We start from the raw sequence: 20186 nt of genomic DNA on the forward strand, positions 1-20186 counted from the left end.
TTATGTCGCTTGTTGTTATGGCCGAGCCCCGTCTGGATCCCGGCGACACCTTGCAGGGTAGTTCAAATCACGCCTTGCTCATGCAAGGCGTCGACTTCCGCTTCATCGAAGCCCAGTTCGAGCAGGACCTCCCGGCTATGCTCGCCAAGTCTCGGCACCGAATGATGCACCGCCGCCGGAGCCTCGCTCATCTTCACCGGAAAGCCGGTGGTGGGAACCCGGCCGAACTCGCCCTGATCCAGCTCGATTTTCATGTGCTGGGCCTGCACCTGGGGATCCTCGAAAGTCTCGCGCAGGCTATAGACCCGCCCGCAGGGTACACCGGCCCGGTTGAGGTGCTCGATCCATTCGTCGACGCTGCGCCGCTCGGTCACCCCCGTCAGGATCTCGCGTAGCGCTTCACGGTTAGCCATGCGGCGGGCATTGTCACTGAAGCGCTCATCCTCTAGCAGGTGCAACATGTCCAGCGCTTCCAGTAAACGCTCGACCATGATGTCGTTGCTGGGTGCGATGGCCACCTCACCATCGTTGGCCTTGAACAGGCCATAGGGGTAGAGCATGGGATGGTCATTGCCGGTGCGCGCCGGAACTTGGCCGGTGGCGAAGAACTCCGCCGCCAGATAGCCCATCATGCTGATCAAGCCATTGGTCAGCGCGGTCTCGACAATATCGCCCTGGCCGCTTCGCTCGCGACGCACCAAGGCCGCGCAGACGCCGAAGGCCAGGTTCTGGCTAGCGACCATGTCGCTGATTGGCGGAGCCGCGCGCATGGGTTCACCGTCACTGGGCCCGTTGACGCCCATGAAGCCGCTCATGGCCTGGGCGATGAAGTCATAGGCGGGACGGTCGCGGTAAGGACCGCTGGAACCGAAGCCGTTGATGCGTCCGACGACCAGGCGTGGGTAACGCTTGCGCAATGTCTCGTCGTCGAGCCCCATCTTGGCCATGACGCCGGGACGGAAATTCTCGACCAGCACATCGGCCTCTTCCAGCAGCCGACAGAGAATCGCCTTGCCCTCGTCGCTGCGCAGATCGAGGGTCAGGGAGCGCTTGTTGCGATTGAACTGGGCGAAATACCAACTGAAACCGTTGACGATGTTGCCCTGCACACGCAGCACATCGCCGCGCCCCGGCGGTTCGATCTTGATCACCTCGGCGCCATGGTCGCCGAGTATCTGGGTACAGAAGGGCCCGGAGATCACCCGCGTCAAATCGATGACGCGAATGCCGTCGAGGGAGCCCGCCATGTGGGATTGTGAAGCTGACATGCTCATCCTTTTGCCGTGGCCACGGCCGAACAGTCGCTGAGCGACAGACGCGGCCCGGCCTTGGAAACCTGCGCAGGCAATGGATGCCCCATCAGGCGAGTGGCAATGCGAGCGGCATCGATCATACCCTCGAGATCGATGCCGGTCTCGATCCCCATTTCCTCGAGCAGGTAGACGAGATCCTCGCTGGCGATATTGCCTGAAGCGCCCGGAGCGAAAGGACAGCCTCCCAGGCCGCCAATCGAACTCTCGTAACGGTCGACGCCGAGCGCCAGGCCCTGCATGACGTTGGCCAGGCCGATACCGCGAGTATTGTGGAAATGCAGCGTGGGCGACAGCGACGGTGAAACCTCACGCAGGTGGAGGATACGCTCGGTCACCAGAGGAGGAGTCGCCATGCCGGTCGTGTCGCCCAGCGACACATGAGCCGCACCGAGTTCGACAAAATGTCGGGCGATGCGACCCACGGAAGCAACATCGATATCACCTTCGAAAGGACAGCCAAAACTGGTGGCGATTGCCCCACGCAACTCGATGCCACTGCCTTCAAGCAACCCGGCTACCCGCTCGAAGCTCTGTAGCGATTCGTTCACGCTGCAATTGACGTTCTTGGCGTTGTGGCTCTCCGAGGCCGAGACGAACAGCACCACGGAGTCGACTCCCACTTCCAGCGCTCGCTCGGCACCGCGAAGATTGGGCACCAGCGCCGAGAAGTGAACGCCCTCGATATCCTTGAGCTCGGCCACTAGCTCCGCCGCATCGGCGAGAGCCGGTACCGCTCGCGGACTGACGAAGGAAGTCAACTCGAATTCCCTGACCCCGGCGGCCACCAAGGCTCTCACCAGCTCAGCCTTTTCCAACGTGGATAGCAGGACTGTCTCATTCTGCAGCCCATCACGCGGGCCAACTTCGGTGATATGAACCCGCCTTGGGTTCGGAGTGGCGTCGTGCATAATCGCGCCTACTACGTAGTGAGTGTCGAATATCCCTCGAATATAAGGACCACCCGCTACCGGCGACCATGCACCTTTCGTACTAGTATGGTACGTACTGCCGGGGCCGAGGCTCTACCACCCCGGTGCCATAAAGCTCAATCCTCGGCTAGCGCCGGCAACAGGACCTTGACCTTACGGGTCAGCGTGTTGCGTCCCCAGCCCAACAGTTCGGCGGCCTCCCCCTTGCGCCCACCGGTGTGCTTGAGCGCCGTTTCGATCAGGATGCGCTCGAAGTCGGGTACCGCCTCCTCCAGCAGATGCGTATGGCCAGCAGACAGGGCACGATCGGCCCAGTCGCGGAAAGCTGCCCGCCAGTCGCCGGCGGCGGCTTCGCTGTCTCCGACATTGCGCAGCTCCGGCGGCAGATCGTCGACCAGGATCTCGCGACCCGAGGCCATCACCGTCAGCCAGCGGCAAGTGTTCTCAAGCTGGCGCACATTGCCCGGCCACGGAAGTCGCGTCAGGTGCTCCTCGGCCTCCTTGGTCAATACCTTGGCCTCGGTGGAAAGCTCCTTGGCCGCTTCGGCCAGGAAGTGCTGGGCCAGGCGCGGAATATCCTCGCGACGTTCGGCAAGCTTCGGCAGATGGATGCGAATCACATTGAGGCGATGGAAGAGGTCCTCGCGGAAGCGCCCGTCCTCGACCAGCTTTTCGAGGTTCTGGTGTGTGGCGGCGATGATCCGCACGTCGGCCTTCACCGACACATGCCCACCAACCCGATAGAACTCGCCATCGGCCAGCACACGCAACAGGCGCGTCTGGGTATCCGGCGGCATGTCGCCGATCTCGTCGAGAAACAGGGTGCCGCCGTCGGCCTGCTCGAAGCGACCGCGACGCTGGGCGGTAGCGCCGGTGAAGGCGCCTTTTTCATGGCCGAACAGCTCCGATTCCATCAGATCCTTGGGAATCGCCGCCATGTTCAGCGCGATGAACGGCTTGCCGGCCCGTGGGCTGTGTTGATGCAACGCCTGCGCCACGCGCTCCTTGCCGGTCCCCGACTCGCCATTGATCAACACCGTGATGTGCGACTGCGAGAGCCGGCCGATGGCGCGGAACACCTCCTGCATGGCCGGCGCCTCACCGATGATCTCGGCGGACAGCCCCTCGGGGGCGCTGGCTGGACTCTGACGCTCACGGGCATGGGCCACGGCGCGCCGCACCAGGGCCAACGCCTCGTCGACATCGAACGGCTTGGGCAGGTACTCGAAGGCACCGCCCTGGTAGGACGCCACGGCGCTATCGAGATCGGAGTGCGCGGTCATCACGATCACCGGCAGGTCTGGATGGGACTCCCGCACCTTGGCCATCAGGTCGAGGCCATCCAGGCCAGGCATGCGGATATCGGTAAGCAGCACCTCCGGGGGCGATTGCAGCAGGCTCTCGAGAGCCGCGTCGGCGCGCTCGAAGCTCTCGACCTCGAGATCGGGTTGGGCTAGGGCGCGCTCCAGCACCCAACGAATGGCTCGGTCATCGTCGACAATGACGATACGCGCGGCATCGGTCATAAGGGCCTCCTGCGTATAGTGCCTGCGGCGGCTGAGATGGAAGAATTCGCCACTGAGAGAGATACGCCTGACGTCATGAAGCGGTCTCCAACGGCATCAATAAACGGAACTCGGTCCACCCGGGAGCGGAATCGCACTCGATCAGTCCTTGATGTTGATGCAGGATCGACTGGGCGATGGACAATCCCAAGCCGCTGCCTTCGGCGCGACCGGACACCATCGGATAGAACAAGGTTTCACGCAGTCCTTCGGGAATGCCGGGGCCGTTGTCGATGATCGCCACTTCACAAACCAGACGATGACGCTCGGTGCCCAAGGTGAACTGGCGCTTGGCGCGAGTACGCAGGGTCAGCAGTGGCTCGGTCGTCCCACTCTCCTCCATGGCTTCCAGAGCGTTACGCGCCACGTTGAGCACGGCCTGGATCAACTGCGCTTCGTCGCCCACTGGCTCCGGCAGGCTGGGATCGTAGTCGCGAACCACCTCGATATGCGGATGTTCGGCGGTCAGCAAGGTGCGAACCCTTTCGAGCACCTTGTGGATATTCAGCGGCGCATGGCGCTCCGGCCGGTTGGGGCCGAGCATACGGTCGACCAGGTCGCGCAGCCGGTCGGCTTCCTCGACGATGATGCGTGTGAACTCGGCCAGTTGCGGATCGGGCAGGTCGCGCTCGAGCAACTGTGCCGCACCGCGAATGCCGCCCAGCGGGTTCTTGACCTCGTGCGCCAAGCCGCGGGACAGCACCTTGATGGTTTCCTGGCGTGCGATGAGAGCTTCTTCGCGCGAGATGCGCAGTAAGCGATCACGGGGTTCGATTTCCAACAGTAGCTCATCATCCGACAACGGTGTCACGGTGAAGTCGACCGTGATGCTGTCGCCACTGGCCAACCGCAACAGGGCTTCACGCTGGGTGAACGGGTGGAATTCGACGCGGGCCTTGGTCAACACCTCGGATACTTCACCACCGACGCCCTCCAAGCATTCGAGGCGAGTTCCTTGCACGCGTCCCAGACTGACTGCAAGCAACGCCTCAGCCGACGGATTCAGCCAGCGCACCCGCAGGGTGCCGTCGAGCAGCAGCACCGCCGTGGTCAGGTGTTCGAGCAGACGTTGGTACATGGTGCATCCCACATTGATGGCATTCACTATTGCTGTGCAAAAAGCGCGCCAGCCCTGAAATGGCGAAAAAGCGCGCCGGTTCGGTCACGCAACCCACCCCTATGCACCAATTTAGTGCATAAAGGAAGACGGCCGCTATCATCTTGGGCAAAACAGGAAGGAACGCCGCGCGTTCGTTGCGCACCGCCATGCCATGTTGTCGGCGCCGTGCCTCATCGTGGCGAGACCTGCGACAAGCGATGAGAGGGGTTATTGGGATTTTGCGGGAGATTCACGCTGGCACGCTGCACGTAGAGAGTCACCGGCGCACTGAGGTGACGCACCTCGCCATTGGTGTCGAGCAGTTCCGCCCGCAGCTCATGCTCGCCTCGCTCCAGATTGGTGAGCATGAAGGTCGAGGTATGCCTGGCCGTCTGGCTGACACGGTCATCGACGAGCAGCCGCACCCGATTATCCCGGCGCAGTTCGGGCTCGATATTCAGCTCGACCCGGACATTACCGGCATACCCTGTGGGCAAGGTTTCCCCATCGCCGGGAGAGGTAATGCGAAAGGTGGTATACGGCATGAATGGCGGCAACGGCGCCGTCTCTTCGCGGCGCATGCGATCCCTGTCGGCTTCGCGAGAAGGCTCGGAGAGTTGGAGCTTGCGCGACGGCACGACCGTTACCGGTGGCAGCTCGACCCGCTCGGCACCCGGGAGGGGCCGGTCGGTGAAGATCACGTTGCCTTGCGCATCGGTGCCGCGATAGATGGGCGTCGCCGAAGCGGCGAGCGGCAAACAGAGCCCGAACACCAGCCCTATCAGACGAAGTCGCACTCTTTCTTCTCCCACCAGTGCAGGGCGCGGTGAGCTCACAGCGGTGTCCCCCCGACGCGAAGCGATCAGTTCCTGGTGAGTGTAAAGCACAAACAAGGGGTTCCACCTCGCGGTGGAACCCCTTCAGGTCACGCCAGTTGCAGTGCGACGGTCGGAACCGGGCTTAGCAGCTGTAGTAGAGGTCGAATTCGACCGGATGCGTGGTCATGCGCAGACGCTCGACATCCTCGTTCTTGAGCTCGATGTAGGCATCGATCATATCGTCGGTGAACACGCCACCCTCGGTAAGGAAGCCGCGGTCGGCGTCCAGCGCCGCCAGGGCCTGGTCGAGGCTCTCGGCCACGGTCGGTACGGACTTGCCCTCTTCCGGCGGCAGGTCGTACAGGTTCTTGTCCATGGCGTCGCCCGGATGGATCTTGTTCTTGATCCCATCGATGCCGGCCATCAACATGGCGGCGAACGCCAGGTAGGGGTTGGCGGTCGGGTCCGGGAAGCGGCACTCGACACGCTTGCCCTTGGGGCTGGCAGTGTACGGAATGCGGATGGACGCGGAACGGTTGCGGGCACTGTAGGCCAGCATCACCGGCGCTTCGAAGCCCGGCACCAAGCGCTTGTAGGAGTTGGTGGAAGCGTTGGTGAAGGCGTTCAGGGCGCGAGCATGCTTGATGATGCCGCCGATGTAGTACAGCGCCATCTCGGACAGACCGGCATACTCGTCACCGGCGAACTGGTTGACCCCTTCCTTCCAGAACGACTGGTGGACGTGCATGCCGGAGCCGTTGTCACCGACCAGCGGCTTGGGCATGAAGGTAGCGGTCTTGCCATAGGCATGCGCCACGTTGTGCACCACGTACTTCATCATTTGAAGTTCGTCGGCCTTCTTGACCAACGTGTTGAACTTGACGCCGATCTCGTTCTGGCCAGCGTTGGACACCTCGTGGTGGTGTACCTCGACGGTCAGGCCGATGGCTTCCATGGTGTTACACATGGCACCACGGATATCGTGGAAGCTGTCCACAGGCGGTACCGGGAAGTAACCACCCTTGATGCGCGGACGGTGGCCCAGGTTGCCACCCTCGATGGGACGGTCGGTGGACCAGGCACCCTCTTCTGAAGTCACCTTGTACATGGCGCCTTCGATGTCGGCTTTCCAGTGCACTTCGTCAAAGATGAAGAACTCCGGCTCCGGACCGAAGAAGGCAGTGTCGCCCAGGCCGCTGGACTGCAGGTAGGCCTCGGCGCGCTTGGCGATGGAGCGCGGATCACGCTCGTAGCCCTGCATGGTGGCCGGCTCGATGATGTCGCAGCGCAGCACCAGGGTTGAATCCTCGGTGAACGGGTCGAGGAAGGCAGTGCCATCCTCCGGACGCAGGATCATGTCGGACTCGTTGATGCCCTTCCAGCCGGAAATGGAGGAACCATCGAACATCTGGCCGTTCTCGAAGAACTCCTCGTCGACGGCGTTGGCCGGAATGGTGACGTGCTGTTCCTTACCCTTGGTATCGGTGAAACGCAGGTCGACCCACTTAACATCATGTTCGTCAATCAGGGCGAGGGTCTTCTCAGACATGTTGTCCTCCACTATGTGAGCGATGGCTCGTCTCGTTGGCTTAAGTATCCCGCGTCGTTTGTAGCATGCCCCGGGCAGCTTGCCCACGGCAGTCTTGACGACGAATAGGCATTCATGACTCTGAAGAGTGCAATGCAGGCAGCGTGCCAAAATGGCGCGCATCCGATCCCACTCACAGACAACACATTGAAATAAAAATAATTTATTGCACCAGCTTCAATTGATCTCGAGCGCGACATCGGTGCGTTTCACCACCACGACGAGCACAAACGCACCACATGAGTGCAAAAATAGATCGCCTTGCACCATTATAGCCCATCAAAATCGCTGCAGGTGCTGCACTATGGTTCAGCCATCCTTTATCTGCCGCCCCCTAGCATAACGGTAATCAGAAAAATCAGACGGACAATAAATTGATACCTTAAGCAACCAAAGGCTACTCTTTATTACAAGAAGCCAGGAGCGGTATCACTGTCACCCGCGCGGGCGTGTGATGCGACGCGAGGTCTTCGGTAATCGCCAGCGGCCTTCGTGGGCCAACTCCTGGCACGCTCACGGGACGCTGCCCTCGATGAATGCCTACTGCATCATTGTCGATTCGCGGCTGATGGCATCTCGCTTGCCACGCTGCCTGGCCACGCTGAAAAGTGCCATCCAGCGTTTCCCCGGCCGTGTAGAGATTCGAGTGGTGAGCGAAGAAGACAGCCCCCGACTGGCGCGTTTGAGTCAACGCTTCGGTGCCCGCTTCGAGGCTATCCCCCAGGCATCGGTTGGCGCCCGAGGCAACGAGGCCGTGCAGCGCAGCCCTGGCGAAGCACTGGTGTTCCCCGCACCGCGCGGCAAACTCGCCGACGACTGGCTGAACAGCGCCGATGCCCTGTTGAGCAGGCAACACTGGGACGCGGTCTTGTTCCAGCCAAGTGATACAACTTTGCCTCGTGGCCTGGTGCGACTTTGGCGCACAACCCCGTCACCGGGAACGCTGTGCGTCCAGCGAGGCTGGTTCGAGCGTATCGGTGGTTTCGATCCCGCCCTCGACGAAACTGCCTGCCAGGACCTGGTAACGCGCCTGCGAGCCTGTCAGGCCAGGGTTCTGGAGCTACCTCTATAGGAGCTGCGAGGGAAAAAGAGAGGGCGTAAACTAAGGGCATCTCCGCCGGGAGAACCGCCATGAATGGTATCGGGCTTGCCAGGGATCTTGCTCAACGGCTTCGCGGCCACTGGCGGCGCAGCCTGGCCGAACCGTTGCGTGGGCGCAGTGCCATTCTGGTGCTGCACCGCGTGCTTGCTGACGAGCAGGCCGCGCGCCTGCCGCATCGTGCCCCCTACTGCCTCGGCCCGGAAAGTTTCCACCACCTGCTGATGAGCCTGGTGGATGTCGCACGTATCGTTAGCCTGGGCACCGCTCTCAAGCCCCACCGCGACCCACGTGCCTGCATTGCGCTTACCTTCGACGACGGCTGGCACGACAATGCCGAAGTGGCCGCCCCGGTGCTCGAGCACTATGCCCTGCCGGCGAGTATCTTCGTCACTACTGGACTTCTCGGCAAACCGCGCGGCTTCTGGTGGGAGGTAATCGCCGAAAGCCTGTGGACGCACCGACGCCCCGAGCTGATCCGTGAGGTTCTGGGCGATGCCGGCCTGCCTCTGCCTCCCATGCCACCTGTACACCCGGAGGAAGCCTACAGCAAGGCGCTGCTCGGCTACCTCGAGCAACTGCGGGCGGCCTGTCCACTGACCCTCTGCCGCACTGGCGAGGAGCTACACCGCCTTCTCGACCTGCCGCCCCACGGCATCGACCCCTTCACCTTGCGGCGCCTGGAGCATGGCGGCCTGATCCGCTTCGGCGCGCATGGCGTGCTACCGGAAGCCTTGGAGCCCCTGAGCGACGAACGGGTATGCTGGCATATTCGGCGTTCGCGCAAGGATCTCAAGCGGCTGTGCCGCGAGCCGCTCGACGCCTTCGCCTACCCCGACGTCCAACCCTCGTTGCGCCTGCGTCGATTGGCTCTGCGTTGCGGTGTCCAGCTCGCCCTGGCCGGTACCGGCGGCTGGCTCAACCACCGCAACGACCCCCTGGCCATCCCGCGCATCCCTATCAGCCAGCCGGTGGCGCAAAGCCCCGGACGGCTATACGACTGGCTACTGGGCTATCGATGATGGCGGCTAACATCTTGATCTGACATTCAGCGCCACAATCCAGATCAATTATTGACCGACAACGCTGGTAGGCGTCGCGGGCAAGATACTATAATACGCCCCAATTTTCGCAGCAGGATCCCGTCGTGATCGAGAATCTTCGCAACATCGCCATCATCGCTCACGTCGACCATGGCAAGACCACTCTGGTCGACAAGCTATTGAGCCAGTCTGGCACTCTGGACCGCAAGGCCGAGGGTCAAGAGCGCATCATGGACTCCAACGACCAGGAGAAGGAACGCGGCATCACCATCCTGGCCAAGAACACGGCGATCCGCTGGCAGGCGCCCGGTTCCGACGAGGCTTACCACATCAACATCGTCGACACCCCGGGACACGCCGACTTTGGTGGCGAGGTAGAGCGCGTGATGTCGATGGTCGACTCGGTGCTACTGCTGGTCGACGCCGTCGACGGGCCCATGCCACAGACCCGCTTCGTGACCCAGAAAGCCTTCGCTCAAGGGCTCAAGCCGATCGTGGTGGTCAACAAGATCGACCGCCCCGGCGCACGCCCCGACTGGGTCATCGATCAGATCTTCGACCTGTTCGACAATCTCGGCGCCAGCGACGAGCAACTCGACTTCCCGATCATCTACTGCTCGGCACTCAATGGCATCGCCGGCCCCGAGCCGGATCAGCTCGCCAACGACATGACGCCGATGTTCCAGGCCATCGTCGATATCGTCGAGCCGCCCAACGTACAGCTCGATGGCCCCTTCCAGATGCAGATCTCGGCGCTGGACTATAACAGCTACGTGGGCGTCATCGGCTTGGGCCGCATCAAGCGCGGCGCGGTGCGCCCCAACCAGCAGGTCACTCTGGTCTGCACCGACGGCAAGACCCGCAAGGGCAAGATCGGCCAGGTGATGACCCACCTGGGCCTGGAGCGCGTGCCCACCGACCAGGCCACCGCCGGCGACATCGTATGCATCACTGGGATCGATGACCTCTCCATCTCCGATACCTTGTGCGACCCGGTCGCCGTCGAGGCGTTGCCACCGCTGTCGGTCGACGAACCCACCGTGTCGATGACCTTCCAGGTCAACGACTCGCCCTTCGCCGGCCGTGACGGCAAGTATGTCACCAGTCGCAACATCAAGGACCGCCTCGACCAGGAGCTGATCCACAATGTCGCGCTGCGGGTCGAGCAGGGCGAGAGCCCGGAAAAGTTCAAGGTCTCCGGCCGCGGCGAGCTGCACCTCTCGGTGCTGATCGAGACGATGCGCCGCGAGGGCTTCGAGCTCGCCGTGGGCCGCCCCGAGGTAATCATCCGTGAGATCGACGGGGTCAAGCAGGAGCCCTACGAAGAGGTGATCATCGACTGCGAGGAGCAGCACCAGGGGGCGATCATGGAGGAGATCGGCTATCGCAAGGGCGAGCTGAGCAACATGAACCCCGACGGCAAGGGCCGCGTGCGCCTGGACTTCATTATCCCCGCACGCGGGCTGATCGGCTTCCGCGGCCAGTTCCTGACCCTCACATCGGGCACCGGCATCCTCACCAGCCGTTTCGATCACTACGGCCCGCTCAAGCCTGACGCTTCCATCGAACGGCGCAACGGCGTACTGGTGTCAATGGTCTCGGGCAAAGCCCTGGCCTACGCCCTTTATGCCCTGCAGGAACGTGGCAAGCTGATCATCGATCACGGCACCGAGGTCTATGAGGGCATGCTGGTCGGTATCAACAACCGCGCTAACGATATGGTGGTCAACCCCACCAAGGGTAAGAAGCTCGACAACATGCGCGCCTCGGGCAACGACGAAAACATCGTGCTGACCCCGCCGGTGAAGTTCTCGCTGGAACAGGCGATCGAGTTCCTCGACTCCGACGAACTGGTGGAAGTCACGCCCAACCACATTCGCCTGCGCAAGAAGCACCTCACCGAGAACGAGCGCAAGCGGGCCAGCAAGGGGTAAGCCCCCGACCTCTGCGTTGAAGCCCACCCCCGCGGTGGGCTTTTTCGTTTGCATGAAAAGTGGCTAATCTGACAATAGGGCAAACAGTGAGAGGAGATTCCCACATGCACAAGCACGTGGAATGGGACGACCCCGGCAAAGACAGTGTCATGGCGCTCTATGCCAATGACCCCGAAGACTATGTCGAGCCACATCCTGGCAGCATCATCTCCGCCCACTACAAGGGCATCACGGTACGCGTCCGCGTAGAGGCCTTTGTCAATAACGATACGAGCATCGGCGAGGTGGTCGCCCTGATCAATCCGCGCACGGGAGAACGCAAGAAAATACACGGCAAGCTGACGCTGGGTGACATGGTTCGCCTGCCCGACGACATGCGTGCCCTCGACCGCCGCGCTCCCGACGCGGAGAACAATGACTGATACCTCACGCTTTCCCCGATGACCGCCCCTGCGGCCTGAAGGCTTGCAGGGGCGAGCGCCAAACGTGGGAATTGCCATTACATGAGGCGCCATATTCGCCTTTGCACCGCATCAAAGCGAAGATATGATCGCCCCCAGTGACCATCAGAGTTGCCACTGACCGCCTAGAGCCCTAGTCCAACGTCTCATAAACGTTTGCCATCTGGTCAAGTGCCACCGCCTGGCGCAAAGTTGCACTGTGGCGCTCTAACGACGGGCCACATGCCATCAGCGGCTTCAATTACAAGATCGACAACACGACATAGGACGGGGAATGAGCACAATCATCGAAGTCAGCCATGTCTACAAGGCCTTCGGTGGGCTGAGTGTCCTCGACGACTGTTCGATAAAAGTGGAGGAAGGCTCGATCACCGGTATGATCGGCCCCAACGGCGCCGGCAAGACGACCCTGTTCAATATCATCGCCGGCAACCTGCCGCTGGACTCGGGTCGGGTCCGGTTCAATGGCGAAGACATCACCAACATGCCCGCCAATGAGCTCTTCCACAAAGGGCTGTTGCGCACCTTCCAGATCGCCCATGAATTCTCCAACATGACGGCGCTGGAAAACCTGATGATGGTGCCACCACGCCAGCTCGGCGAAAACCTGTTCCACACCTGGTTCAAACACACCGAGGTACGCCAACAGGAAAACGATGTGCGTCAACGCGCATTGGAAGTCATCGATTTCATCGGCCTTTCCCACGTGCGCAACGAACTGGCCGGCAACCTCTCCGGCGGCCAGAAGAAGCTGCTGGAACTCGGCCGCACCATGATGGCCGACGCCCGCGTAGTATTGCTCGACGAGATCGCCGCCGGCGTCAACCGCACCCTGCTCGGCGATTTGGTCGCAAACATCGAGCGCCTCAACCGAGAGAGGGGTTACACCTTCCTGGTCATCGAACATGACATGGACATGATCGCCCGGCTGTGCGACCCGGTGATCGTGCTTGCCCAAGGACACGTGATGATGGAAGGCACCATCGAGGAAGTCCGGAACAACCCTCAGGTCATCGAAGCCTATTTCGGGGCTCCGACAGAATAACAATGCCGGGCGGGACGCCGGTCCGTGCCGGCCTCGCTCGCATAGGACAACGTCCAGGAACGTACGCATGGCATTACTGGAAGCAAGCGATGTGCATGGCGGCTATGGCGGCATGAACATCCTCAACGGCGTCAACATGTCGATCGAGGTCAACGAGATCGGTGTGATCGTCGGCCCCAACGGAGCCGGCAAATCGACCATGCTCAAGGCCATCTTCGGCATGCTCACGGTGAGCCAAGGCGAAATCCGCCTGCGCGGCGAACCGATCACCAACACTGCTCCCAACAAGCTGGTGCACAAGGGCATGGCCTATGTGCCCCAGGAGAAGAACATCTTCCCCAGCCTGACGGTGCAGGAAAACCTCGAGATGGGCACCTATATCCGTCCCCAGAATTTCCGCCGCATGCTCGAGCAGGTCTACGAATTCTTTCCACCGCTGCGTGAGAAGCGTCGCCAGCCGGCCGGCGAGCTCTCCGGTGGGCAGCGCCAGATGGTGGCCATGGGCCGCGCACTGATGGTCGAACCCAGCCTGCTACTGCTCGACGAGCCCACTGCCGGCCTGTCTCCGTTGTTCATGAACGAGATCTTCGAGCGTATCAAGACCATCAACGCCGCCGGCGTCGGTGTCCTGATGGTCGAACAGAACGCCAAGCAGGCTCTCGCCATCGCCCACAAGGGGTTCGTGCTGGCATCGGGACAGAACCGATTCACCGATACCGGCGAAGCCCTACTCAACGATCCAGAGGTCGCCAAGAGCTTCCTGGGTGGCTGAACACGCCCGCCGCCAGTACCCCTTGGGGAGATAACGTTTTGAACGAGTTGGTTTTTTTCATCAACAACGTGGTGATATCCGGCACCGTAACGGGGTCGATCTATGCCATGGGTGCCATCGGCGTGACGCTGGTGTTCAGCATCATGCGTTTCGCACACTTCGCGCATGCCGACATGATGACGCTAGGTGCCTTCATGGTGCTGCTGTTGACCACGCTGTTCCCGAACGTCGGCGCCGTGGTGGGACTGCCCAGTGCCCTGCTCCTATTGCCTATCGCCATGGCGCTCACCGCGGGTGCCGCGGTAGGCATCGATCGCGCCTTCTACAAGCCTCTTCGCGCCCATGACGTCAAGCCGATCGTCATGGTGATCGCCTCGCTGGGTGTGACCCTGATGTTGCAGGGGCTGATTCGCCTGTTTGCCGGCACCAGCTCCCAGAGCCTCTACATCGCCGAGCGCAAGGACATCTTCCGTTTCGAGTTGCCCTTCGACCTGGCCACCCGGAATATCGTCGTTACCGAGCCACAGATCATCCTGTTCGTGTTCGTCATCGTCGCGGTGGTGAGCCTGCACCTGTTCCTCAGCCGTTCCCGGCTTGGCAAGGCAATGCGCGCCATGTCCGACAACCCGGACCTGGCTCGTGCCTCGGGCATCAACACCAATACCATCGTCGCCGTGACCTGGATCATCGCCGGCTCGCTGGCGGCCGCCGCCGGCACCCTGCTGTCGCTGGATGTTGCCTTCAAGCCCGACCTCAGCTTCTTCCTGCTGCTGCCGATCTTCGCCGCCGCCATCGTCGGCGGGGTCGGACACCCCTATGGTGCCATCGCCGGCGGCTTCGTGGTCGGCTTCGCCGAGACACTGGCGGTGTTCAACTGGGCGGTACTGCTTCGCCCCTTCCGGGATAGTCTGCCGGAGTGGCTGGACCTCCCCAGCAACCTTGCCCTGGTCGGCACCGAGTACAAGATCGTGGTGCCCTTCTTCATCCTGGTCGCCATCCTGGTATGGCGCCCCACCGGCATCTTCAAGGGGAAGGTGATCTGATGACTCGCAAGCTTCCTATCCGTGAACTCGTGCTTTTCGCCGGCTTGCTCGTCGCTGTGCTGGCGGTCTACGGTTTGATGGGCGCCGCCTACAGTACCCGCATGCTGGTCGAAGCCGCCTGTTACGCCATCCTCGCCCTGGGCCTGACCATCCAATGGGGCTATGCCGGCCAGTTCAACGCAGGGGTGATGGGGTTCGTGGCGCTAGGTGGCTTCTGTGCCATGCTCTTCAGCGTGCCCACCAACCCGGCATTCTGGAACACCGAGTTGCCTGGTGAGCTAGGCCGCGTACTGCTGTATCTGGTGGCCGCAATAGCGCTGGTCTATGGCGCCACCAAGCTCGACCGCCTCGGTATTCCCAAACGATTGCGCACCTTCATCGCTATCGTGCTGGCCGTGGTGCTCTATATGGCGGTGATTGGTGCCATGCGCGAGGTGACCGACGAGATCGAGTCGCGCGCCGGGTTCATCGGCGGCCTGGGCCTGCCGACTTGGGTCGGATGGATTTTCGGTGGCGCACTCGCCGGCGGTATCGGCTATTTTATCGGCCGTATCTGTCTAGGACTGCGTAGCGACTACCTCGCCATCGCGACCTTGGGCATCGCCGAGATCATCAAGGCCTTCCTCAAGAATTCCGACTGGCTGACCCGCGGTACCGCCACCGTCTCGCCGTTGCCTTGGCCCACTCCTGGCCCCGGCGAACTCGGATTCGTGCTGGCTCGTGCCATTTATCTGTCGATCACGGCAGTGGTGATCGCGGCCATCTTCTTCCTGCTGTACCGCGCCTATTACGCGCCCTGGGGGCGCATGATCCGTGCCATCCGCGATAACGAGATCTCGGCGGCGGCCATGGGCAAGGACATCAACCGCCGACGCCTGGAGATCTTCGTGCTGGGCTGCATCCTGATGGGTATCGGCGGGGCGGCGCTGACCAGCTTCAACAGCATCTTCGACCCGCAGGGCTACCTGCCGCTCAACCATACCTTCCTGGTACTGGTGATGGTGATCCTCGGCGGACCGGGCAACAACCTGGGCACCATCTTCGGTGCCGTACTGGTGTACATCATCTGGATCATGTCCGAGCCCCTGGCGCTGTCTGTGATGCACGCGGTTACCGCCCTGGGCGAAGGCTGGTTCGGCTGGGAGGTTGGCGGCAATCTCGACAGCCGCGCCCTGCAGGCTCGCGTGTTTGTGATCGGCCTGTTGATCTCGCTGGTGCTACGCTATGCGCCCAAGGGATTGATACCGGAGAAAGTGCCTCAGTACGATTGAGGCTTCCCTGGCAGTCCCCCTCAAGAAACGATAAGGCCTCGGCAGTTCACACTGCCGAGGCCTTGTTCGTTCAGACGTTATGTCGTGGCTTTACAGATCCACAAAGCCTTTATTGACGAACGAGCCATCCTCGACTGCCATTTCATTTACCACGCCCGGCACGTCGCCGTTCTCGTCGAACTCATGGCTGCCGGAGGCGCCTTCGTAGTTGACTTCCTGGCCGTCGGCCAGCAACTGCTTGGCCTTCTCCCACTCACCGGGCAGGATGACCTCACCCGGAGCGGTGGCTACGTCACGCAGCGCCTGGGAAAGCCCCTCACGGCTGTCGCTACCGTTCTTCTCGATGGCCATGGCCAGCAGGAAGGCGGCGTCGTAAGCCTGAGCGGCGAACACCGCGCTGGGGTCGATGCCGGCCTCGTTGGCCAGGTTCTGGAAGATTTCCGAGCCGGGGATATCGGGTGAGCCGGGGCGGGTGGCAATCATGCCTTCCAGCACATCGGGGCCGACCGCTTCAACCAACGAGTCCCCGACCATGCCATCGCCACCCACGTACTGGGTGAAGACCCCGCTTTCATAAGCCTGGCGCAGAATGGTCTGTCCGGATGTGTCGGCGTATGCCAGCACCACCAGAGTCTCGGCACCCGTAGCCGACATCGTCCCCAGTTCACTACGGTAATCCGCGCGGTTGTCCTCGTGAGCGAGATTCTCCGTCACGGTTCCGCCTTCCGCTTCGTAAGTGGCTACGAAGGCATCGGCCAGGCCGCGACCGTAGTCATTGTTGACATAGGTCACCGCGACTTCCTCGATGCCCTTGGACATCAGCAACTTGGCCAGCATCTCGCCCTGGAAGGCGTCGGACGGCACGGTGCGGAACACCAGGTCATTGTCATTGAGCTCACTGACCGCCGGTGCCGTGGAGGCCGGTGAGACCATCACCACGCCGCCAGGGATCGCGGCATTGTTGGCCGACGCGATCGTCGCGCCGGTGCACAACGCCCCGACAATGGCCGTGACCCGCTCGGAATTGACCATGCGGTCCGCCGCGTTGGATGCCGCCGAGGCATCGGAACAGGTGGTATCGCCGGTGGGAATCACCAGTTTCTGGCCATCCAGAATGCCACCCTGCTCGTTGACGTGCGTCACCGCCAGGTTCGCACCATCGAAAATGGGCGGTGTCAGGCTCTCGATACCGCCCGTGAAGCCTCCCAGGAACCCGATCTTGACGTCGGCCTGAGCGGCGCCCACGAAAGTGGACGCGGCAATTGCCACTGCTAACAAGGCTCTCTTCATGGTTGTTCTCACTGTTGCCAGTTAAATTAGTGCACCTTGTTAACTCTGGAAGTGTTTACGCAAAAAAACAAGCTCGTCCTGCCAACGCAATGACATGACGAGATCTCGCCAATTCGTTGATAACCCGCATATTTACCGCGAGGCTCGTTCATATTCCCTAACCCTTCAACGCTCCCGACTCGGACGTGGGAAGCTCGCCCAGTCGTCTACGCTTACTTAGGGCAACACTGCCCCCCACCCGATCTTCAACCAGAGCAAGGACTCCACCATGACGACCCGGCTGACGACTTCCCTGCTGAGCACCTGCTCCCTGGCCCTGCTATCCTTCGGCGCCCTGGCGGGCGAGACCGTGACCTACGACGTCGATGGCGAAGCCTTCGAAGGCTACTTTGCCCCAGCCAATGGCGAGTCACACGGCAGTGTGCTGATCATTCACGACTGGGACGGCCTGACCGACTACGAGGTCCAACGTGCCGACATGCTGGCTGAAATGGGCTACGACGCCTTCGCTCTGGACCTCTACGGCCAAGGCAACCGGCCCGTCGACACCAACGCGCGCAAGGCAGAAACCGCGCGACTCTACGAGGACCGCGAACGCATGAGCACGCTCACCTTTGCCGGCCTGGCAAAGGCTCGCGAGAGGGGAGCTCACAATACCGTAGTCATGGGCTATTGCTTCGGTGGTGCCGTGGTACTCGAATTGGCTCGTTCCGGCAAGATCGATGGCATTCGTGGTTATGCCACCTTCCACGGCGGCCTGGCCACACCGGAAGGCCAATCCTATTCCAGCGACACGGCGCCGATCCTGATCGCCCATGGCGGTGCCGACAGCTCGATCACCATGAGTGACGTCGCCGCGCTCTCGGAGGAACTGGAAGCTGCCGGTGTCACCTATGAGATCCAAGTCTATTCCGGCGCTCCGCACGCCTTCACCGTGTTCGGAGAAGACCGCTATCAGGAGCGCGCTGACCAGCAGTCGTGGGCAGCCTTCAGCGACTTCCTCGAGACCTATCTATGAGCATGGGCATCACCGAACTGCAAGGCAGCCGCGCCGCTATCGGCCATGGGCATGGGCGCCGCCACGCCAAGCAAATCGTCCCCAGTCTCGAGGTCTACGACCGCCTGTTCCGGGATTTCGCCGATCTCGACTGGCGACAAGCTCGCCAGCAAGCGCGGCGCTTTCTGCCGGCGATCGAGCGTCACTTCCCAGCGATCCTGGAAGAGCTCGATGGCCTGGCCCAGGGGGCCGGTATCGACTTCGACGATATTCTGACCCTCAACTGTCGCAGCGAAATCTCGCTGACCCGGGCCAGTGGCGGCTGCTCAGCCTTCTCGTTGAACCGCCACGGCCAGCAGTGGCTAGCCCAGAACTGGGACTGGCGCCCGGATCAGCTACACAACGTGGTGATACTGCGGATCAAGCTCAATGATGGGACTGTACTGATCAGCGTTGGTGAGGCTGGTATGGTCGCCAAGATCGGCCTCAACGCCCACGGCATCGGCGTATGTCTCAACGCCATTCGCTCGCGCACCTGCGGAGAGGGCCTTCCGATCCACATCGCCCTGCGCAAGATGCTCGAAAGTCCCGACTTTGACGCGGCAAAACGCGTGGCGACCCTTGACCGCGTCGCCTCTCCCGCCCACATTCTGCTCGCCAGTGCCGAGGGGCAGGCAGTAGGACTCGAAGTGCACCCTGGCGTTCCTGGTGAACTCTATCCTCAGGATGGCACCGTTACCCACACTAACCACCTCTATGCACAAGCTGCCACCGCCTGCGTGGAAGACTTCCCGCGCCCCGACTCCGCGACACGACTGAGCCGACTCGACCAGCTACTGACTGCGCAAATCGCGGAAACTCCACAAGCACTGTTCGAGCTGCTCAGCGATCATGACAACGCCCCGACCTCGATCTGCCGCCACACCAACCTCGCCCAGCCCGAAGCCGAACGCATGGAGACGCTGTTCTCGGTGGTCATGAACCTCCGCCGACGCGAACTCCACCTGCGGCTCGGCAACCCTTGCGAGCCCATCGACGCCCTGACGTTGAGCCTGGCGGACGAAACCACCTGACATCGCAGGGCTTCAGCACTCGATGGAGAACCGCCAAGAAAGAGCCTGTGTTGGTATCTTGGAGGTCAGAAAGGTTTCAAGGCAGACAGTCGGGCAAGGTTTTCGTATACTTTATGCAATATAGACGCCACATTGGATATTAAATGTACAAGACACGTGCTCAGTACGTTACCGACGATCTCCGCCGGCGCATCTTGAGCGGCGAGTTCCAAGGCGGCGCCCAGTTGCGCCAGGACGCCCTGGCCAGCGACTACGACGTCAGCCGCATCCCGGTACGCGAGGCCCTGCTGAACCTGGAGGCGGAAGGCCTGGTCGAGTTCATTCCCCACCGGGGCGCCTTCGCCACCGAGCTTTCGGTGGCCACCATTCGCGAGTTGTTCGACTTGCGCGTGCTGCTGGAAACCTATCTGCTGGAACGCGCCATCCCCAACATGACCGAGGCCAACCTCACTGCCGCCGGCCAGGTCCTCGACAAGTACGATGCGGCCTTGGACAGCGGCAGTCAGATCGATAACTGGAGCGAGTACAACTTCGCCTTTCACAAGGCGCTATACGCCCCCGCCGAGCTACCCGAAACGATGAGCATGGTGACCCATCTCAACACCAAATCGGACCGTTACATTCGCATGCAGTTGCTCTACACCAAAGGGATCGAGAAGGCCGAGCGCGAGCACCATGCCTTGCTGGAGCTGTGCCGCGAGCGCAAGGCCAAGGAAGCTTGCGAGCTCCTGCGTCAGCACATTCTCGAGGCCTGTGAGGGTATCGCGACGCTGTTGGAGACACAGGCTCTAGAAAGTGAGGCCGGCTAATCCCTTTTCCGGCAATCAGGACTTGTATCCGATATAT

At 61.7% G+C, this 20186-nt stretch carries 18 protein-coding genes; 11 read left to right on the plus strand and 7 right to left on the minus strand.

What is annotated here, in order from left to right; genetic code table 11:
- Positions 1-62: 62 nt before the first annotated feature.
- From IE093_RS16785 to glnA, 6 genes are all read right to left on the minus strand, one after another.
- Positions 63-1268, minus strand: a complete 1206-nt coding sequence (locus IE093_RS16785) for a CaiB/BaiF CoA transferase family protein (protein ID WP_229803678.1) — start codon at positions 1266-1268, stop codon at positions 63-65.
- Between the two features lie 2 nt (positions 1269-1270).
- On the minus strand, positions 1271-2221 hold the full coding sequence (locus tag IE093_RS16790; RefSeq protein WP_189471198.1) for a hydroxymethylglutaryl-CoA lyase: 951 nt from the start codon (positions 2219-2221) through the stop codon (positions 1271-1273).
- A 137-nt stretch (positions 2222-2358) separates the two neighbouring features.
- Positions 2359-3768 (minus strand): nitrogen regulation protein NR(I), encoded by a 1410-nt coding sequence (gene glnG / locus IE093_RS16795; protein WP_189471200.1) that lies wholly within the window; start codon positions 3766-3768, stop codon positions 2359-2361.
- Between the two features lie 73 nt (positions 3769-3841).
- On the minus strand, positions 3842-4885 hold the full coding sequence (gene glnL / locus IE093_RS16800) for a nitrogen regulation protein NR(II) (RefSeq protein WP_189471202.1): 1044 nt from the start codon (positions 4883-4885) through the stop codon (positions 3842-3844).
- A gap of 212 nt (positions 4886-5097) precedes the next feature.
- The gene (locus IE093_RS16805) at positions 5098-5703 is read right to left on the minus strand and encodes a DUF4124 domain-containing protein (RefSeq protein WP_189471204.1); all 606 of its coding nucleotides are present in this window, start codon (positions 5701-5703) and stop codon (positions 5098-5100) included.
- Between the two features lie 163 nt (positions 5704-5866).
- The gene (gene glnA, locus IE093_RS16810) at positions 5867-7273 is read right to left on the minus strand and encodes a glutamate--ammonia ligase (RefSeq protein ID WP_189471206.1); all 1407 of its coding nucleotides are present in this window, start codon (positions 7271-7273) and stop codon (positions 5867-5869) included.
- Between the two features lie 571 nt (positions 7274-7844).
- Here glnA and IE093_RS16815 point away from each other — a divergent pair.
- The 8 genes from IE093_RS16815 (at position 7845) to IE093_RS16850 (ending at position 15980) form a co-directional block, all read left to right on the plus strand.
- A complete protein-coding gene (locus tag IE093_RS16815; RefSeq protein WP_189471208.1) occupies positions 7845-8384 on the plus strand; it encodes a glycosyltransferase family 2 protein in 540 nt (179 codons plus the stop codon).
- A gap of 59 nt (positions 8385-8443) precedes the next feature.
- A complete protein-coding gene (locus IE093_RS16820) occupies positions 8444-9433 on the plus strand; it encodes a polysaccharide deacetylase family protein (RefSeq protein ID WP_189471210.1) in 990 nt (329 codons plus the stop codon).
- Between the two features lie 125 nt (positions 9434-9558).
- Positions 9559-11388, plus strand: a complete 1830-nt coding sequence (gene typA, locus IE093_RS16825; RefSeq protein ID WP_189471211.1) for a translational GTPase TypA — start codon at positions 9559-9561, stop codon at positions 11386-11388.
- 104 nt (positions 11389-11492) lie between these two features.
- Complete coding sequence (locus tag IE093_RS16830) at positions 11493-11810, plus strand: hypothetical protein (RefSeq protein WP_189471213.1); 318 nt, start codon at positions 11493-11495, stop codon at positions 11808-11810.
- Positions 11811-12123: 313 nt separating this feature from the next.
- Positions 12124-12894 (plus strand): ABC transporter ATP-binding protein, encoded by a 771-nt coding sequence (locus IE093_RS16835; protein ID WP_189471216.1) that lies wholly within the window; start codon positions 12124-12126, stop codon positions 12892-12894.
- A gap of 67 nt (positions 12895-12961) precedes the next feature.
- On the plus strand, positions 12962-13666 hold the full coding sequence (locus tag IE093_RS16840; protein ID WP_189471218.1) for an ABC transporter ATP-binding protein: 705 nt from the start codon (positions 12962-12964) through the stop codon (positions 13664-13666).
- A 38-nt stretch (positions 13667-13704) separates the two neighbouring features.
- Positions 13705-14709, plus strand: coding sequence for a branched-chain amino acid ABC transporter permease (locus IE093_RS16845; protein ID WP_189471220.1), 1005 nt, complete (start codon positions 13705-13707; stop codon positions 14707-14709).
- Entirely contained in the window at positions 14709-15980 is a 1272-nt protein-coding gene (locus IE093_RS16850; RefSeq protein ID WP_229803680.1) for a branched-chain amino acid ABC transporter permease, read from the plus strand. The genes IE093_RS16845 and IE093_RS16850 overlap by 1 nt, the downstream gene beginning before the upstream one ends.
- Positions 15981-16070: 90 nt before the next feature.
- Here the strand turns inward: IE093_RS16850 and IE093_RS16855 are convergent, their stop codons facing one another.
- Positions 16071-17270 carry an ABC transporter substrate-binding protein gene (locus IE093_RS16855; protein ID WP_189471223.1) on the minus strand — a complete coding sequence of 400 codons (1200 nt, stop codon included), beginning with the start codon at positions 17268-17270 and terminating at the stop codon, positions 16071-16073.
- Positions 17271-17538: 268 nt separating this feature from the next.
- Here IE093_RS16855 and IE093_RS16860 point away from each other — a divergent pair, with 268 nt between their 5' ends.
- The 3 genes from IE093_RS16860 to IE093_RS16870 all read left to right on the plus strand — a co-directional run bounded on the left by IE093_RS16860 (position 17539) and on the right by IE093_RS16870 (position 20149).
- On the plus strand, positions 17539-18288 hold the full coding sequence (locus IE093_RS16860; RefSeq protein ID WP_189471225.1) for a dienelactone hydrolase family protein: 750 nt from the start codon (positions 17539-17541) through the stop codon (positions 18286-18288).
- Positions 18285-19340: a C45 family autoproteolytic acyltransferase/hydrolase gene (locus IE093_RS16865; protein ID WP_229803682.1), complete on the plus strand. Its 1056-nt coding sequence runs from the start codon at positions 18285-18287 to the stop codon at positions 19338-19340. Before IE093_RS16860 ends, IE093_RS16865 begins: the two co-directional genes overlap by 4 nt.
- Before the next feature lie 143 nt (positions 19341-19483).
- Positions 19484-20149 (plus strand): GntR family transcriptional regulator, encoded by a 666-nt coding sequence (locus tag IE093_RS16870; RefSeq protein WP_189471227.1) that lies wholly within the window; start codon positions 19484-19486, stop codon positions 20147-20149.
- The last annotated feature ends 37 nt before the right edge of the window (positions 20150-20186 follow it).

This window comes from Litchfieldella qijiaojingensis (assembly GCF_014651875.1).
Taxonomy (GTDB): domain Bacteria; phylum Pseudomonadota; class Gammaproteobacteria; order Pseudomonadales; family Halomonadaceae; genus Litchfieldella; species Litchfieldella qijiaojingensis.

What these genes read in the sequence shown, in the direction of transcription:
- IE093_RS16785 (WP_229803678.1), bottom strand. Translation starts at nt 1,268, where the DNA reads ATGTCAGCTTCACAATCCCACATGGCGGGCTCCCTCGACGGCATTCGC.
- IE093_RS16790 (WP_189471198.1), bottom strand. Translation starts at nt 2,221, where the DNA reads ATGCACGACGCCACTCCGAACCCAAGGCGGGTTCATATCACCGAAGTT.
- glnG (WP_189471200.1), bottom strand. Translation starts at nt 3,768, where the DNA reads ATGACCGATGCCGCGCGTATCGTCATTGTCGACGATGACCGAGCCATT.
- glnL (WP_189471202.1), bottom strand. Translation starts at nt 4,885, where the DNA reads ATGTACCAACGTCTGCTCGAACACCTGACCACGGCGGTGCTGCTGCTC.
- glnA (WP_189471206.1), bottom strand. Translation starts at nt 7,273, where the DNA reads ATGTCTGAGAAGACCCTCGCCCTGATTGACGAACATGATGTTAAGTGG.
- IE093_RS16815 (WP_189471208.1), top strand. Translation starts at nt 7,845, where the DNA reads ATGAATGCCTACTGCATCATTGTCGATTCGCGGCTGATGGCATCTCGC.
- IE093_RS16820 (WP_189471210.1), top strand. Translation starts at nt 8,444, where the DNA reads ATGAATGGTATCGGGCTTGCCAGGGATCTTGCTCAACGGCTTCGCGGC.
- IE093_RS16830 (WP_189471213.1), top strand. Translation starts at nt 11,493, where the DNA reads ATGCACAAGCACGTGGAATGGGACGACCCCGGCAAAGACAGTGTCATG.
- IE093_RS16835 (WP_189471216.1), top strand. Translation starts at nt 12,124, where the DNA reads ATGAGCACAATCATCGAAGTCAGCCATGTCTACAAGGCCTTCGGTGGG.
- IE093_RS16840 (WP_189471218.1), top strand. Translation starts at nt 12,962, where the DNA reads ATGGCATTACTGGAAGCAAGCGATGTGCATGGCGGCTATGGCGGCATG.
- IE093_RS16850 (WP_229803680.1), top strand. Translation starts at nt 14,709, where the DNA reads ATGACTCGCAAGCTTCCTATCCGTGAACTCGTGCTTTTCGCCGGCTTG.
- IE093_RS16855 (WP_189471223.1), bottom strand. Translation starts at nt 17,270, where the DNA reads ATGAAGAGAGCCTTGTTAGCAGTGGCAATTGCCGCGTCCACTTTCGTG.
- IE093_RS16860 (WP_189471225.1), top strand. Translation starts at nt 17,539, where the DNA reads ATGACGACCCGGCTGACGACTTCCCTGCTGAGCACCTGCTCCCTGGCC.
- IE093_RS16865 (WP_229803682.1), top strand. Translation starts at nt 18,285, where the DNA reads ATGAGCATGGGCATCACCGAACTGCAAGGCAGCCGCGCCGCTATCGGC.
- IE093_RS16870 (WP_189471227.1), top strand. Translation starts at nt 19,484, where the DNA reads ATGTACAAGACACGTGCTCAGTACGTTACCGACGATCTCCGCCGGCGC.